The organism is Clostridium sp. AF36-4 (assembly GCF_003435975.1).
Classification (GTDB): domain Bacteria; phylum Bacillota; class Clostridia; order Lachnospirales; family Lachnospiraceae; genus Eubacterium_F.
Map to the genome: position 1 here is coordinate 82,527 of NZ_QTVH01000006.1, position 16,410 is coordinate 98,936.

Consider the following 16,410-nt stretch of genomic DNA (forward strand, 5'->3'; position numbering starts at 1 on the left):
CGATTGAAAAGAGTATTTAGTTGCATTTTTCAAAAATTCATTCTGTTACTTTGTACCATGTGAATTTGAATAATCAAATGTATAGTGAACCTCATTTCCTACTTCTTTCATATAATCGGAATACTTATTCAACTCATAATTGCGAGTATAATTACCAGGCACTTCAAGATCCGTAACACGTAATTCCTTTTTCTCACTATACCGTAACATCATCCGTCTTGCCACAGTAGCAGCATCATCATATCGTTCTTTTATATACTCTTTATCATCTGCGCCATTTTTTATGCCAGTTGATGGATGTATAATATCACCACTCCTTGTTCGAGCGCTATGAGCATATACGTCCGTTGCTGAATGAATCGCCATTCCCCAAATAACAGCACGCTTAAATCCATTTGAATTACTTTGTTTTTTTGCCTTAGAATTATTTTTTTTCAAATCATACAGAATATAATTCCAGCCTTTCTGTGATGTTTTATAAAGTTCTTCAACTGAATCTTGCATTTTTTGTGCATATTCATATTCGAATGAAGATTCTGTTCTGGCAATCGTATTATACTTATAGACAGCCTCCGCAATGTATGTAGCATATAAGACTGCTTTCACATAATTTGTTGTATAATACCCATGCCAGCATGGATTTGGATTCATTCCAGCAAATTTTCGTCCTTCTGTTCCATTTTCCCCACTATGTTCTGTCCCCATATCAAACGAGTAGCTTACATTATCGTATGTCACTGTTAACTTATCCTTTAAATCCGGGAATCGTACTCCTGCTCTTACACAATAATATTCTTCTTCTACCATTTTCTTATGCGCTCCCTCTGTCCAGCTTCCCTCTACACAGCCAGTATCCTCAAAAGTTTCAACTTTACGCTTGTTTACTTTTACTTCGACCCCATTCTGTGTATTAATTTTTGTATAGTTTTTACTATAATTATCATACTGTGCTAAAGCGTATTCAGCATCCAAAAGTCCACTTCCATATGCATCGGATTCACCATACAAGTTAGCAGTTTCATTTAAAAGACCACGGACAAATTCCGGCGAAGCATTCAAATTTTTCTCCATAATCAATGACGCTGCTGCCGCAACCTGAGGTGCAGCAAGACTTGTTCCTGAAACCACCTCTTCTGAACCAATAAAACCGGTTGTCCGAACAAGTTCACCCGGTGCCACAAGATCAAGTTCCTCGCCCTTTGCGCTATATTGCTCTACAGAACCATCTTTATCCACCGCACCTACTGCCATTACCTCGTCATAAGCAGCCGGATACTGCACGCCTTCACTTCCTGTGTTTCCTGCTGCGGCAACAACCAAAATTCCTGCATCTGTAGCATCCTGTACTGCCTTTTCCAAAGCTTCCGAATACTCGCTGATTCCAAAACTCATATTGATAATATTTACTTTATGGTTAATTGCCATATAAATTGCTTCAACCACTCGGCTTATCGGTGCTTTATTCCCATCTCCTAATACACGATACGAATAAATTTCGGCATTTGGATTAATTCCTGTAATTCCCTCGCCATTATCTTTTGCTGCAATAAGACTAGCCACACTGGAACCATGACCGGAACCATCCATAAACATCTGTGTCATTTCTTCTTCTCCCGGAACAAGACTTGTCTGATAGGCAAGATCGATATCATTCCCCCAGTCAACTCCGGAATCCAAAATAGCTATCTTTACTTTGTTATTTGATTTCTTTGCCTTGTTTTCAGCATGAATCATCTGAACATTCCATTCTACCTTGGATTCATTTTTCTTATGTCTTTTCTCCACCTTCTTATGCTTTTTCTTATCTTTTCCCGCAAAGTATTTCTCACCACAAGCAGAAACTTCTTTATCTTCCTCTACAAATTCAACATTCTGATTCGTTTCCAGTTGTTCTGCTTCTTTACCGGAAAGTTCCAAAGAAACCAATTTGTTTTCTTCCAGTTTATCCTCTCCATTTTGATTAATTTCCGTGCTTTCCTCATAAGTTTTTGTGGACTGTTTCATCGCCGCTTTCGTTTTAAACTTAACGATGTAATCTTTCTTTCCTTTTTGCTGTGTTCTCTGTCCGGTTACACCACTTTCATTTGCAGGTTCAGCTGCTCGAATATTAAGCATTGGCCCTACATGATGCATAACGAGCGCAGCCATTGCCGTCACTGCACAACTCCTTCTCATAATTTCTCTTACTCTCATAAATTAGACTCCTTTCATTGTTGAACAAAACCAAGCTAATTTCCCGGTTTTTTCGCTTGGATACAAATAATCAACAAAGGAAAAAGTAAACTCTCCCCTTATCTGATCTTTATCACACAGTTTCTTAAATAACATCTGAACCTCAGGAATATCTTCCTCGTCATCTACCACCATATAAACATCAAATTTTTCATAATCTGTCTGAATAATTTGAAATTGTAATATTGCCATTTCGAGCATCAAATTGATTCGCTCAATTACTCCAAAAAGGCAATCATAATGTGCCACACTTCCATCTGCCTTTTGTATTAGGTCATTATCTCTTGCCATCTCCAATTCCAAAATCGGTTCCTGACTTCCGCAAGAACAATTCCTATCTGTGCAAAGACGTCCTCTATCTCCAACTTTATATCGCACAAATGGCATCACCCGGTTATGCTTTGATGTAATACAGATTTGATTATCCTCCACAATTTCCACATAAACATTTTCTGTCATCACATGCAGCTTATGAAAAGGACATTCATAAGCAATCGAGTTTACTTCATAACACCCATATTGGCTGGCAACTTTACAGTTAAAAAATGCTTCCACCTCCTCTTTCCAGTCATTTGTAATCCGTTCTCCCGTTACTTCAATGTAACTTATCGAGGTAATTGGTTTACACTGATATTTCTTTACTAACTGCATAAATAAGATTAATAGTGACGGTTGTATGATAATCCACTTGGGTTCAAACGCTTTCATTTTTTCATAAATTTCTAACAGTTTTTTTGAAGACAAATCTGCCTTGCAAAATCCCAGTCCATGCTCCGTTTTTTCCACTTCAATTTCCTTACCGCCCACAATCTTGGTTGTAAAGAAATAACATCTACGGTCACTGGGAACGATTCCATAGTATTTTTTTCTTTTCATCCAAAGGGATGTCAGCGATTTCATACTATCCTCTCGTTTCCAATATATTTCCAAACAATCACCGGAAGAACCGGAAGTCAACACTTTTTGCAGACGATTGGCATACAAATCACCAATATACTCTGGAGCAAATAACATATTTTGCTTGTCAACAATCATTTTCTTATCAATGACCGGATATTGTTCCCAGTCAGTTACCGGTTGCTCTCTCAATTTCTGATAAAAAGGTATATTTTCATAGGCATATTCCGCCATTTTCTTATAATCCATCTTCTATTCACCCCCACACAGATTTTCCAAAAACGTTACAAACGAACTTACAGTTTCCATTTCATCTAACAACTCCGGATAGTCCGTAAGACTAATCCCCCATTCTTCTTCCACCTTGCTGACAATATCCAAAGCAGCTATCGAATCAATTTCCAAATCTTCAAATAGATTTGTATCATCCTGAATTTCGCTCGCTTCTATTTTGGAATCCATTTCCTCAAGAATCATTCGAATCACCTTATCTCGCGTTGTCTCCATATCTTTCCCCCTTACAGAGTTTTCCATTTCGGTTTCTCAAAAAACTCTCCACTTTTTTAAATTTAATGTGTCTATGTGGCAAATGAATCTCTCCACGAATTTGTTCCTGTTTGAGAGAAACCACTTTCTCCCATTGTTCCTCATACAAAATCGTAATTCCATCATCCTGCGCCCGAACAATTACTTCAAAGCCAAACTTTTCGTCAATCATTCTTTCAATGCTGTTTAAATTTATTCTCTTACCAAACAGTTTTACAAAATCATTTCGACGCCCTGACAAATAAAGAAATCCTTCTTTGTCCAGATAACCATAATCCCCCGTTTTTAAAACTCCTTGATTATCGTCACCACGTGCTAAGTCATCAACTCCATAACAATATCCCATACTCACATTTTTACCGGCATAAAAAATCTCGCCTTCTACTTCATTATGTAAGCCATCGTCAATCCATAATTTACCACCACAAATCACCTTTCCTGCACTTCCCCTTTTTCTTTCAATTTCCTGCCAGGGCAGCACAGTCATCCTTGCTGTCGCTTCGGTCTGACCATACATTATCGTAAATGTCTTATCATTTTCTTTACAATACTTCGCAAATTTATCACGCAAATTCAGCGAAAGCCTTCCACCTGCCTGCGTGTATTTTTGAATCGAATTATCCTTTTGTAAATGTCCGCTTTTCTCTAATAATTCATAGGTATAGGGCACACCGGCAAAACTGGTGGCACCATTTACATTTGCAAATTCAAAAAAACTTTTCTGAACCACACTTTTCCCTGTAAGCAGAACCGTCCCATGTCGCAGCAAATGTGTATTCAGCACGGAAAGACCATAAGTATAGGAAAGCGGCAGCGATGTTATCGCAACATCTGTACTCTCAATCTCCAATGCACGACAGATATTTTTTGTATTATCCAAAAGGTTTCTTCTACTGATACGAACCAATTTTGAAACACGTGAAGTGCCTGAAGTCGGCAAGAGAATTGCCAAATTCGGATTTATCTCTTTTTGCACCTTCACTCTTTTTTCAAACAGAACACGTTTGCTGCCAATGTCTACTACTTGATAGCCTGTCCTCTCCAAAATCAATTCATTTGTTCCCTTTGACAAAAACAAATACTCCGGCTCAAATTTTTCAATATACTCGGATAATTCAAACTCTGAAAGATTCTCATGTACAAGAATAGCTACAGTTCCTCGAAACAAACATCCAAGATAAAAGATAACAGAATCCATGTTATTTCCCATCTCTATCACGACCAGTTGTCTAACGCTTAAATGTCTTCCCACGTCGATTATTTTTTGCTTTAGTTCCCCATAAGTAACCCGCTGCATGGAATCATCCATCAATGCGGTTTTCCTGTCTTTTGAATCTCCCCAAACCTTAATCGCTTTCTCCTCCTTTTATGCTTTGCCAAATATTAAATTCATTTTACCTTTTTATTATAAAATTGTCAATCTTTTTATTTTTAAATAAATTTATTTTTGACAGATTCAACCTACTTCTTCAAAAGCAATAATGTTCCTGCCACCAAAAGCACCAGCCCCACTCCTGATTTTTTGGTAAGTTTCTCACCAAACACAAAATACGAGAAAAAAATCGTAACCAGAATACTTAATTTATCAATCGGCACAACGACACTTGCCGGTCCTATTTGCAGCGCACGGAAATAACAGAGCCACGACGCTCCGGTTGCCACACCGGACAGCACAAGAAACACCCCATTTTTTCTGCCAATTCCATGAATTGTTTTCTGTTTTCCGGTTGCAAATACAACAACCCACGCCATTACAAGAACAACGGCGGTACGGATAGCCGTTCCCAAATTTGAATCGACATCCTGCATGCCAACCTTTGCCAAAATCGAAGTCAGACTGGCAAACACTGCCGACAATAGGGCATATAAAAGCCACGTCTTTTTTGTTTTTTTCCCCGTTTCTGTTTCCTTCTTTTGAATCATCAGATACGTTCCGGCTCCCATCAAAACCATTGCACAAATTTGAACCGCTCCAACCGTCTCCCCAAAAAATAAGAACGCAAGAATCATCGTCAAAATGGTACTGGATTTATCAATCGGTGTAACCCGGTTCACATCTCCAATCTGAAGTGCATGAAAATAGCAGAGCCACGATGCTCCGGTTGCTGCGCCGGATAACACAAGAAACGTAATGGTTTTTCCGGATAAATGAAAAATTCCATTCTGCACTCCCATGACAAAAACCAATACCCACGAAAATATTAATACCACAATCGTTCGGATGGCAGTTGCCACATTCGAATCCATATTTTCAATTCCACACTTTGCAAGAATTGCTGTAAGCCCTGCAAAGAGAGCAGATAAAAAAGCAAATAACAGCCACATCATTTTACGCCCATTTCCTTTCAAGCACGCGTTTTTTCACAATTTCGTATGCAATCATCATAATCAATCCTGTAACAACCCACGAAATTGGGTAAATAATAAGAAGAACCCAAAATTCATGAACCATCTTACACGCTGTCGCAATCCAAATCAGCCGCAGCACGCAGGAACCTAAAAATGTAATTAACGCAGGCGTCAAAGAACGTCCAAGCCCTCTCATTGCTCCCGCGCTGATTTCATACACGGATGTTAAGCACTCTAACGTTGTCGCAATGACAATTCGCTGTTTGGCATACAAAAGAACTGCCGGGTCTGTTGTATAAATCTGCAGAAAAAAGTTTCGCCACAAGACAAACACCAGTGACAGCAGACCACAACACACAAGGGATAATACCATCGCCGTATGGAAAATCTTCCGACACCGTTTCGGCTCACCGGCACCAAAGTTCTGGCTTGTAAAGGTCACAGTTGCCTGTGCAAATGCGTTGACAACAAAGTAAGCAAAAAATTCGTAATTCAATGCCGCCGCAGAACCTGCAATGGCATCCGACCCAAAACTGTTAATTGCACTCTGGATACACACATTGGCAATGGAAAACATCATTCCCTGAAGTCCTGCCGGAATCCCGATAACTAGTATTTTTTTCAATTCTTTTGGTACAATTTTTAACTGTTTTCTATCAATGCGGATAACCGATGTTTCATGCATCAAAATGTACATTACTATGCTGGCACTCGTCAGATTGGATATCACGGTTGCAATCGCAACCCCGGCAACGCTCATCTGAAACACAATCACAAGCAGCAGATTCAATCCGGTATTAATAATTCCTGCCGCAATCAAACTGTACAGCGGTCTCTTACTATCACCAATACTTCGCAGAATCGATGAGCCAAAATCGTAAAGCATGATAAATGGCATTCCCAGTAAGTAAATCCGCAAATACTGTACCGCCAAATCAATCACATCGTCCGGTGTTCCCATCAGCGTAAGTACAGGCTTTGCAATTAGTTGTCCAAATATCATAACAAAAACACCGCTGATAAGTGCCACGACAATCGCTGTATGAACAGCCGCCTGCACATTTTCCTCCGACTTCTGACCGATATATTTTGCAATGACAACATTGGCTCCCAAAGAAATTCCAATAAATAAATTTATCATCAAAGAAATCAATGAGCCATTGCTTCCCACTGCCGCCAGCGCTTCACTGCTTGCAAACCGACCGACAACGGCTGTATCCACCGAGTTAAATAACTGCTGCAACATACTGCTTGCTGCTAACGGAAGTGCAAACAATAAAATTTTATTCCAGATAGTCCCCTGCGTCATATCCATGCCGGCTTTTTTTCCTGCACTCATGCCTTAGCGCCCCCATTTTCCTCACCCGAAAATTCGTACTGCAAAATCGCACAGTTATCCACACCAAACGCCGCATATTCTTCATTTGTCATTTCATAGAAATAGGACTGCACCACTCTCGCAATTCCGTTGTGCGCCACTAAAATACAAGTCTTGCCGGACGCTTTTACCTCATCTAACAGGTTATACACGCGCTGTGCCAGCTGAAGCATCGACTCACCGCCTTCATATCGTTCGACAAACTGCTTTTTTGCCTCACGAAACTTGGCACCATCTCTTGCTGTCGATTCGTACTTTCCGAAATTCTGCTCCTTTAAGCGCATTTCCTCTTTTGCCGGAATCCCGGTTATTTCTGAAATATGTAATGCGGTATCTTTTGCCCGCACCAGCGGAGAATATAAAATCACATCCGCCTCTATCTTTTTCTCTAAAATCTTCTTTCCTGTCTCAATCGCCTGCTCATGTCCAAGAGCAGTAAGTTCTATATCTGTTGCGCCGCAAATTTTATTTTCCACGTTCCACACGGTCTGTCCATGGCGCACGAAATAAACACTCTTCATGTTGTTCCCTTCTTTTCTCATATTCTCTTATTCATTTAAGCACACAAAGTTGACATTTTCAAGACGTTTTCAGTTATTTTCCTCCCGTGCTAACAATTTTTTATACGTCAAATCCATCCCCAGTGCGCCAAGCGGTGCGGTTATTAAAATCGCCAAAACCGCCACCGATAAAATCATCTTTCCACAGCCTAATCCTGCAGCAAGCGGCACCGAACCAATCGCCGCCTGAACCGTCGCTTTTGGCAAATATGAAATGGCACAAAACAGTCTTTCTTTCCATGACAGCCCAGTACCCAAAACGCAAACAAACACACCTGCCATACGAAATATCAGTGAAAGGAAAATTACCAGCACAGCAAATCCACCGGCAGCCGCCGTGTAGCGTAAATCGACCGCTGCTCCAACTAACACAAATAAAATAACTTCTGCCGCAATCCACAGTTTTCCAAATTTCTCCGACAGCCGCTTAGATACCGCAGGAATACATCTTGCCTTAAGCACACACGCCATACTGACAACTGCTAAAAGTCCTGACACGGCAACTTTTCCATCAAGCCATCCCTCCACTGCTGTCAGAAGAAACGATACACCAAGTACGAGAATAACTTTTGTACTATTTCTCACGTAATTTTGATGTTTATATGCCGTTTCAAAAAAACGATACAAAACATAGCCAATTACCGCTCCCAAAAGGATTCCAAGAAGAATCGAAACCGGTACATTTACAAACCTTAACAAACTCACTTTTGCCCCCTGCGCCATTCCCAAAAAGGTTGTAAACAAAACAATGACAAAAATATCATCACACGATGCCCCCGCCATAATCATCTGCGGAATGGACTGTTTTGTTCCATACTTTTCTTCCATCAGCTGCACCATGCGTGGCACAACAACCGCCGGTGAAACCGCAGCAAGCACTGCCCCCATCACCGCAGCATCAACCCGTGAAATTTCCAAAAAGATAGGTGCAAACAGTACATATCCAACAATCTCAAATGATGCCGGCACAAAAGCCAGTAAAACTGCCGGTCTTCCCACCTTTTTTAAGTCATTTAAATTTAACGATAAGCCTGCCTTAAGCAAAATGATAATCAATGCCATCTTGCGGAGTTCTGCAGAAATTGACAAAATAGATGAATCCAGAAAATCCAGCACATATGGCCCAAGCACCATTCCGGTCACAAGCATTCCAATAATGCGCGGAAGTTTTAATTTCTGGCATATCGCCGCCATACAAAGTCCTACTAAAAAAATCAGTGCTAATGATGTCAACATATTTTTTTCCTCCTTCAATGGGTTTTGTTCTCTTGTTTTTTCAGTTTCCATAATTTGTGTTCTGATTGTTTGCCCTTTGTGTGCCGCTTTCGCTTAACAAATACGCAGGGGTATCGGCAGGTAGAAAACACCTGCCAGATACCCGCGTATTAATAGCACACAAAAACCAAACAATCGGAACACAAATTACTGGAATCCTGAAAAGCCTCACCGATGCTCCATGAGGTGTTAGTTATTAAAAAACTTAGTTTTGAATGATTCATATACCACAAATAAAATATTCTTTTCTAATTTTATTTGATTCCAAAGAAACTGACATTCAAGCGCGCTAAATATTTTTGGAGTTCAGACAAATTATTAAAAAAATTGTATTGCAGGCGCTACAAACACGCGGGTATCCGGCAGGTGATTTTGACCTGCCGATACCCCTGCGCGTTTGTCAAGCGAGAGTGGCGCATAAAATACAATTTTTTAATAATCTGCTGAAGCCAAAAATCCCCCTACTCCATTTTCATTATTACTCCTTGTCACAAAATCAGCCGCTTTCAAAACCTCCGGCTCTGCATTTGCCATGGCGACACCAATTCCTGCCATTTTTATCATGTCCAAATCATTGCCGCTGTCGCCAAACACCATCATTTCTTCTGGAGCAATTCCAAGTTTTTTCCCCAGATACAAAAGACCACTTGCTTTCGAAACGCCCTTTTTGGTAACCTCAATATTTTTCATACCACCGGATACCGCATTCACATCCGGATACTTTTTAAGAACCTCCCAGACCGCATCGTAATCAATGCGGTGACCGTCCTCATCATAAGCAAAGTTAATTGTCAGTTTCTCAACATCTTCACCTCGCTCACGCAAGTAGTCCACTTGGCTTTCTACCACCTGCCGTGACGACAAAATATAATCACGGATTTCTTTCGTCAAACGCATTCTTGGCAAAAGGTCACGTTTTCTCTTTGTCATAAGCGCACCGCCCTTTAAAAAGGTATCTGCCATCACATCGTAAGCCTCCACTTCGGCAAGCATTGGCAGATAGGCAGATAACGGAATTGCATCCTCATAAAGACAAGTTTTTGAATCCCTTTCATAAATACCGGCACCATTTGTCGTAAGAACATACTGTACACCCTCTAATTGATATATTTCATCCGAAATACCACAAAATGGCCGCCCGGTCGCCGGCACAATTTCAATACCGGCACGGGCCGCCTGTTCAAGAGCTTCTTTTGTTTCTTTTAAAATCTTTTTCTCATCATTTAAGACAGTTCCATCCATATCAAAAGCAATCAAGCGAATCATATATCATTCTCCTTTGTGAGCCTAATTGTAAGAAAAATGGTACCATACTACGCATTAAATTGCAAATTTCAATTTTTTCTTATCAAATAGAAAAGAAGGATTTTGACATTCTTTCAAAAGTTTGTCAAAATCCTTCTTCATTTGGAATCAAATCAAGCTATTTTTTTAGTATCACTGCTTTAATGATAAATCCAGCACTATCACATGCATTTCCAAATATTTTAAATTGATATAAATCTTTTGTCTTGTCTAACGGTATCTCCACCTCGTGAGCATCCGGTGCAAATGCGCCACTCACAGTTGCCCATTTAATATTTACATCCGTTGACTTGTTATCTGTGTAACGAGACGCGTAACCAAAGCTGTCCTGCTCGGTCAGACGATCGTATTTAATAATGATTGATGAAAACTTCGTATCGGACAAATCCCCTGGCATATTTAGGAATGCATCCGGATATGCACCATCATATGTTATGGTAGCCGTCTTAGCATTTGTATCTACAGACACCTCCGTGCCATTTCCCTTTACAACCGTTTCTTCCGTTAATGGAAGCGTATATTCTGTTTCATCCGCATTCCATCCGTAAGTTACATCAATTGGTGCTGTGGTAGGAAGTGCTGTCGGTTTTGGTGTCGCTGTCGGTGCAGTTGCCCCTGCCTCGCGTTTTAACACAACCGCCTTAATAATTAATTTGGCATCTTTTAAATTCTCAGCTGCAAAAATCTTTATTTTCGCAAATTTCTTTGTGAAATCTAATGCAATTGTCTTTGTTGTCTCACCTGATGCAAATGGACTTGAACCCGGCCATATGATTCCCTCATCACCTTTCGATGTTGCATATCGAATCGCTGCACCAAAATCAGCATCTGTGGCCTGATTCTCATAGGTTATCTCTACTGTCTGGAATTGATTATCCGTAATTTCTGCCGGCAAGTTTACCCAAACACCTGGATACTGACCATTATATACCAGAGAAGCTGTTCCATTATATTGGTCTACTTCTGCTACTGCACCGCCTTCTGCAACAATATTTTCCTCTGTAATCGGAACAGCGTATTCCGTTTTATCCGCATTCCATCCTACTTTTACATTTGGATTCATTGTTGGAACTGGTTCTACCGTTGGTCTTGCAGAAAGGTCCGGAAGTTCTGGATTTGTTTTTTCTGAAAATGCCCAGGAAGCCACATTATAGCCTGTTCCTCGGAACACAAAATACACATCATGAACACCTTTCACTTCACGAGCAACATTTGCCGTGCTGAATGCATACAAGCCCTTGGTATCTCCCAATGTAATGGTTGCAATTCTGTTTTTTGCAGCTGTAGGAGCATCCAAATATACCTCAATCTGGCCTTCTCCTGATGTTGCTGCAATTTCTGCGCTAATTGTTTTCAATCCATTGGTTCCAAAATCAACGCCACTAATCTTAGTCCAGTCACCGGTATCAATCTGATCTAGTACCATCGGTGATCCATTATATGATTTTACAACAGTACGATCATCTCGCAAAGATTTCACTCCTGCACTCTTAGCACTTGTTGTTGCATTAATATATTTAACCGTGCCATCCGCATTCTTATATGGATTCACATTTTCAATCTGTTTTGCCCCCTCATAGGAAGGCTCAATCGTAATCTTATCATTCTTTGTATCAATATCAATTTCATTTACATGTAAATTTCGATATTGTTTGCTATCACGATATAATGTATTACTAAGTACAGTTGAATGATAAAAGATGTAATTATGTCCTTTGAAATTCTGCATATGATGATGATTGTTATAAGTCTCACCATACAATTTACTTGGATTATCTAAAATAGTACCAAGATAATTATGTTCTACATTTTCTTCATCCGTAAATTTGGTTTTTCCAATTTTATCTGGGAAAAAGCAGATATTCATAGGGTCTGAAGATACGTATGCCGCAATCTGAACGGCTCCAACATATGGCGTATCTTCTTTTACATCCCAGTTCGTACAGTAGGAATAAATGTATTTACCGTCAATCTGGTTAATTTCTCCATCTTCAAAGAAGCAGAATGTATCCAAGGTCTTTGGTATACCATCCGGAGAAACAATTCCTGTGCCTTTTTCAAATTTTAATTTGCACACACGACCGGTCTGAACATATTTTTCTTCGTCATTTCCACCACCAAAATAAATATATGCATTCCCCTTGTCATCTGCAAGAACTGCCGGGTCAAAACACCATTTTACTCCCTCGCATCCTTTTGACTTTGAGGTAAACATTTTCTGTCCTAAATCATCATGCCATGGGCCAACCGGTGAATCACCACGAACATATCCTATTCCTCCGCCATCGGTATAAAAGATATAATATTCATCCTCACCATCTCCATCGCCATCGATTTTGAGAGCTGATGGAGCCCATGCCTTTGTTGTCCAGCCATTCTTTTCCTTTTTCTTAGCAGAAGCTGTACTTGGCAAATTATTCAAATTCGTATTATCCATCGTCCCTTCATCGGTCCAGTTCACCATATCAGAAGTAGAAAGGATACTGAGTGAATTATTGGAATAAGAGTTTGCAGCCAATTTACCGTCCGCATAATCAAATCCTTCATTTGTTCCGTATACATAAAGTTTTCCATCGTTATCCGAATTATCTAATGCAGTCGGATCAGCAATAAAATCATAATTGGTAAGCATGCTGTTAATATCATGTACCTTACCGTCTTCTGTTGTATACTGTAAAGGTGCAGTCAATTTAATATTATCTGCATTCCATTTATTATCTGCAATTTGGCTTGCAAAAATATTATCTCCATAATTGTTATACACTTTGGCCCCTGCTTCTTCCAATGACATCTGCTTACCATCTTTATAAGCAACAATCTTCTTATTATCTTTATCATAGCCTAACGTATAGTCATCAAAGAAACTGTAGTTGCTCTTACTCTCTACTGCAGGTGTTGCGCTTACGACACTTTGCGTCGGCACTGCAGTTGGCTGACCGGAAGGAGAAACCGGTTTCTTAGTTGGAGCAGTCGGCTGCTTGGTTGCAATTTTGTTTGCCGTATTTTTCGTAACTTTCACTTTACACTTCATCGTTTTCTTTTTCTTCCCAACCTTATAAATGGCACGCAACGTAGCGGTACCCTTTTTTGCACCCTTAATTACAGCATACGCCTTTTTGCCCTTTTTCTTTGATTTTACAATCTTAACCACTTTCTTATTTGATGTCTTCCATGTTACTTTGGCACCTTTTTTTGCGTTTTTGATTGTAATCTTTTTCGTTTTGCCAACTTGTATGCTGACTTTTGTCTTGCTTAATTTGACCTTTTTAGCCGCTGCTTCTGACGTAGGTGCAATACTTCCCGGAATTACAACGGAAAGTGCCATCAACACGGCCAATGTTTTTTTCTTAGTCCTTGTCATTGTCGTTTTCCTCCTAATTATATTATTTTTGAATATATCTGTATTATACAACAAGGCATAATCAAAATCACTGCATTATGCGGATAAACAATTGACATATCTAGCATTTTATGCATGTAATAGTTTCATAACATCTTTCATAATCAGCTCTTTGGTTAAATGATTTTCTTTCAAAAGCTGTTCTGCATCGTAACGGTCGTAGAACTCTTTTTTCAAGCCAAAATTCAATACTTTCATATCGGAAGTGCTATAATAACCGGCAACTTTATGTCCAAAGCCGCCCTCCAAAATACCATCTTCCAATGTCACAACCACACGATGATTTTCTTTCAAATCCGAGAGCAGTTTTTCATCCAGACCAGATGCAAAACGTGGATTAATCAATGTGACTTTTTTGCCGGTTTCTTTTTCAATACTTCGTGCAGCCTCTTCACCCAGCTGGAAGAAATCGCCCAAAGCAAGAACCGCAACTTCTTCTCCTTTTTCACATACCTGATACTCATTCAATGGATCATAGGATGAAGCCACCGGATATTTAGCCGGATGAACACCATTTCCCGGCATGCTGATTACAACCGGATATTTATCCTGCTCCACACTCCAATCAAGCATTGCTAAATATTCCTCCTTACACGTTGGTGCAAGATAAACAAGGTTTGGAATATTACTAAGCATAGATATCGTGTAAAATCCAAGATGTGTCACATCATTCAGCCCAAGTACAGACGAATAATTCAAAATTGTAGTAACCGGACTTTGATTGATACATACATCCTGTGAAAACTGGTCATACGTTCTCTGGATAAAAGTTGCGTTGGTACCAAAGATTGGTTTTCCGCCATTTTTTGCAATTCCGGAACACATTGCTACCGCCTGCTCTTCCGCAATTCCTACATCAATATACTGGTTTCCCGCTTTCTCACGATTTTCTTTTGGAAAACCAACATTACTTGGAACTGCCGCAGTCACAAATACAACCGATTTATCTTTTTTCATTTTATTTAAAAGAAGTTCACCGGTTAACACACTGTAATCTTCTCCTTCAAAATTCTGCAATGGCTTTCCGGTCGTGCGGTCAAACGGCATACACCAGTGCCAAGCTTCTTTATTCTCCTCTGCCGGCTCATACCCTTTTCCTTTCTGCGTATGAATATGCACAGCAATCGGATGGTTAATGTCTTTTACTTTCTGAAAGAGCGCAATCAATTTCTCGATATTATTTCCCTCTTCTTCGAAAATATAGTCAAGTCCCATTGCACGGAACAAATTATTTGGAGCCTCGCCGTTTGACTCTCTAAGTTCCGTAAGATTTTTATAAAGACCGCCGTGAATTTCTGCAATCGACTGCTCGTTATCGTTGACAACCACAATCAAATTCGAGGTCATTTCACCGGCAAAATCCAATCCTTCCAAAGCCTCTCCGCCACTCAAAGAACCATCACCAATTACAGCAATAATATTTTCTTTGCCACCAACGGCATCTCTTCCTTTCGCAAGTCCGGTCGCAAGGCTGACAGACGTTGAAGTGTGTCCAATAGTAAAAATGTCATGTTCGCTCTCCGATGGTTCCGAATACCCGGAAATTTCGTGAAAACGATTTTCATCCAGATAACCATATGCTCTGCCGGTAAGCATCTTATGCGGATAGGTCTGGTGCGACACATCAAAAACAAATTTATCTTTTGGTGAATCAAATACATAATGCATCGCAATTGTCATTTCCACCACACCGAAGTTTGGTCCAAAATGCCCACCTGTCTTCGTCAAACGATGAAACAATGCTTCTCTCATCTCACCTGCAAGCACATTTAATTGTTCCATTGATAATTTCTTTACATCCTCTGGTCCATTAATCTTCTCTAAATACATATTACTTTTCTCCTTTACTCCAACAATTTTTTCGTCATTGCAAAAGTCAGCTCATAGACCGTATGTGGCATGCAATTCACTTTTGCTTCTTCCATAGCTTTTTTTTGCTTATCCGTAACAACAGAATATGGGTAAATGCCAAACATAAACGGAAAAAAAGCGTAGATAAAATCCTGTCTTTTATTCTCATCAAATTCTTTGCGAAATTTAATTAATAACTGTTCCATCGCATTCAGCGCTTCCCCATACATGAGCTTAAATTCAACTAACATCTCTGTACGGCTGTTTTCTTCTAAATCGTAATGATTCATAGATAAAATTTTTAAAAGCTGCCATCTTTTTTCAAGTGAATCTGCAATAATCCCTGCAAGTTCCTCCACCGTCAATTTTTCATACTTCTCCAGCACATCTTTTAATTGCTCTACCCACATTTTGTACTCTCTCGTTAATAGAGCAAGAAAAATTTCTTCTTTTGTCTCAAAATAATTATAAATTGATGTCCTTGAAAAAGAGGTAACCTCTCCAATCTGCTTGATGGTTATTTCTTTAAAACTCATCGTTTGGTATAATTTTTCACATGCGTTTATGATTTCTTCTCTTCGAGCATTCGTTCTTTTTTCCGATCCTGCCGGCATAAA

The 16,410-nt window shown here is 39.7% G+C and carries 12 protein-coding genes; all 12 read right to left on the bottom strand.

Annotation, left to right across the window (positions count from 1 at the left end):
- Positions 1–45 precede the first annotated feature (45 nt).
- The 12 genes from DW005_RS04835 to DW005_RS04890 all read right to left on the bottom strand — a co-directional run bounded on the left by DW005_RS04835 (position 46) and on the right by DW005_RS04890 (position 16,407).
- Entirely contained in the window at positions 46–2,193 is a 2,148-nt protein-coding gene (locus tag DW005_RS04835; protein WP_117478388.1) for a S8 family serine peptidase, read from the bottom strand.
- A gap of 3 nt (positions 2,194–2,196) precedes the next feature.
- Positions 2,197–3,378, bottom strand: coding sequence for a hypothetical protein (locus tag DW005_RS04840; RefSeq protein WP_117478389.1), 1,182 nt, complete (start codon positions 3,376–3,378; stop codon positions 2,197–2,199).
- A gap of 3 nt (positions 3,379–3,381) precedes the next feature.
- Entirely contained in the window at positions 3,382–3,636 is a 255-nt protein-coding gene (locus DW005_RS04845; RefSeq protein ID WP_181974946.1) for an acyl carrier protein, read from the bottom strand.
- Positions 3,617–5,026: an AMP-binding protein gene (locus tag DW005_RS04850; RefSeq protein ID WP_278286504.1), complete on the bottom strand. Its 1,410-nt coding sequence runs from the start codon at positions 5,024–5,026 to the stop codon at positions 3,617–3,619. The genes DW005_RS04845 and DW005_RS04850 overlap by 20 nt, the downstream gene beginning before the upstream one ends.
- 110 nt (positions 5,027–5,136) lie before the next feature.
- Positions 5,137–6,000: an EamA family transporter gene (locus DW005_RS04855; RefSeq protein WP_117478432.1), complete on the bottom strand. Its 864-nt coding sequence runs from the start codon at positions 5,998–6,000 to the stop codon at positions 5,137–5,139.
- 4 nt (positions 6,001–6,004) lie between these two features.
- Positions 6,005–7,363 (bottom strand): MATE family efflux transporter, encoded by a 1,359-nt coding sequence (locus DW005_RS04860; protein WP_117478392.1) that lies wholly within the window; start codon positions 7,361–7,363, stop codon positions 6,005–6,007.
- Complete coding sequence (locus tag DW005_RS04865) at positions 7,360–7,923, bottom strand: histidine phosphatase family protein (RefSeq protein ID WP_117478393.1); 564 nt, start codon at positions 7,921–7,923, stop codon at positions 7,360–7,362. Before DW005_RS04865 ends, DW005_RS04860 begins: the two co-directional genes overlap by 4 nt.
- A 69-nt stretch (positions 7,924–7,992) precedes the next feature.
- On the bottom strand, positions 7,993–9,198 hold the full coding sequence (locus DW005_RS04870; protein ID WP_117478394.1) for a cation:proton antiporter: 1,206 nt from the start codon (positions 9,196–9,198) through the stop codon (positions 7,993–7,995).
- Positions 9,199–9,669: 471 nt separating this feature from the next.
- Complete coding sequence (locus tag DW005_RS04875; RefSeq protein ID WP_117478395.1) at positions 9,670–10,503, bottom strand: Cof-type HAD-IIB family hydrolase; 834 nt, start codon at positions 10,501–10,503, stop codon at positions 9,670–9,672.
- Between the two features lie 157 nt (positions 10,504–10,660).
- Positions 10,661–13,903 carry a glycoside hydrolase family 43 protein gene (locus DW005_RS04880; protein WP_117478396.1) on the bottom strand — a complete coding sequence of 1,081 codons (3,243 nt, stop codon included), beginning with the start codon at positions 13,901–13,903 and terminating at the stop codon, positions 10,661–10,663.
- A 108-nt stretch (positions 13,904–14,011) separates the two neighbouring features.
- Complete coding sequence (locus DW005_RS04885) at positions 14,012–15,772, bottom strand: 1-deoxy-D-xylulose-5-phosphate synthase (protein WP_117478397.1); 1,761 nt, start codon at positions 15,770–15,772, stop codon at positions 14,012–14,014.
- A 14-nt stretch (positions 15,773–15,786) separates the two neighbouring features.
- On the bottom strand, positions 15,787–16,407 hold the full coding sequence (locus tag DW005_RS04890; RefSeq protein WP_117478398.1) for a TetR family transcriptional regulator: 621 nt from the start codon (positions 16,405–16,407) through the stop codon (positions 15,787–15,789).
- Positions 16,408–16,410 lie beyond the last annotated feature (3 nt).

Bases quoted from the DNA above. Each gene is read 5' to 3' on its own strand.
- DW005_RS04845 (WP_181974946.1), bottom strand. From the start codon at position 3,636: ATGGAGACAACGCGAGATAAGGTGATTCGAATGATTCTTGAGGAAATG.
- DW005_RS04890 (WP_117478398.1), bottom strand. From the start codon at position 16,407: ATGCCGGCAGGATCGGAAAAAAGAACGAATGCTCGAAGAGAAGAAATC.
- DW005_RS04860 (WP_117478392.1), bottom strand. From the start codon at position 7,363: ATGAGTGCAGGAAAAAAAGCCGGCATGGATATGACGCAGGGGACTATC.
- DW005_RS04875 (WP_117478395.1), bottom strand. From the start codon at position 10,503: ATGATTCGCTTGATTGCTTTTGATATGGATGGAACTGTCTTAAATGAT.
- DW005_RS04855 (WP_117478432.1), bottom strand. From the start codon at position 6,000: ATGTGGCTGTTATTTGCTTTTTTATCTGCTCTCTTTGCAGGGCTTACA.
- DW005_RS04880 (WP_117478396.1), bottom strand. From the start codon at position 13,903: ATGACAAGGACTAAGAAAAAAACATTGGCCGTGTTGATGGCACTTTCC.
- DW005_RS04885 (WP_117478397.1), bottom strand. From the start codon at position 15,772: ATGTATTTAGAGAAGATTAATGGACCAGAGGATGTAAAGAAATTATCA.
- DW005_RS04870 (WP_117478394.1), bottom strand. From the start codon at position 9,198: ATGTTGACATCATTAGCACTGATTTTTTTAGTAGGACTTTGTATGGCG.
- DW005_RS04840 (WP_117478389.1), bottom strand. From the start codon at position 3,378: ATGGATTATAAGAAAATGGCGGAATATGCCTATGAAAATATACCTTTT.
- DW005_RS04835 (WP_117478388.1), bottom strand. From the start codon at position 2,193: ATGAGAGTAAGAGAAATTATGAGAAGGAGTTGTGCAGTGACGGCAATG.
- DW005_RS04865 (WP_117478393.1), bottom strand. From the start codon at position 7,923: ATGAAGAGTGTTTATTTCGTGCGCCATGGACAGACCGTGTGGAACGTG.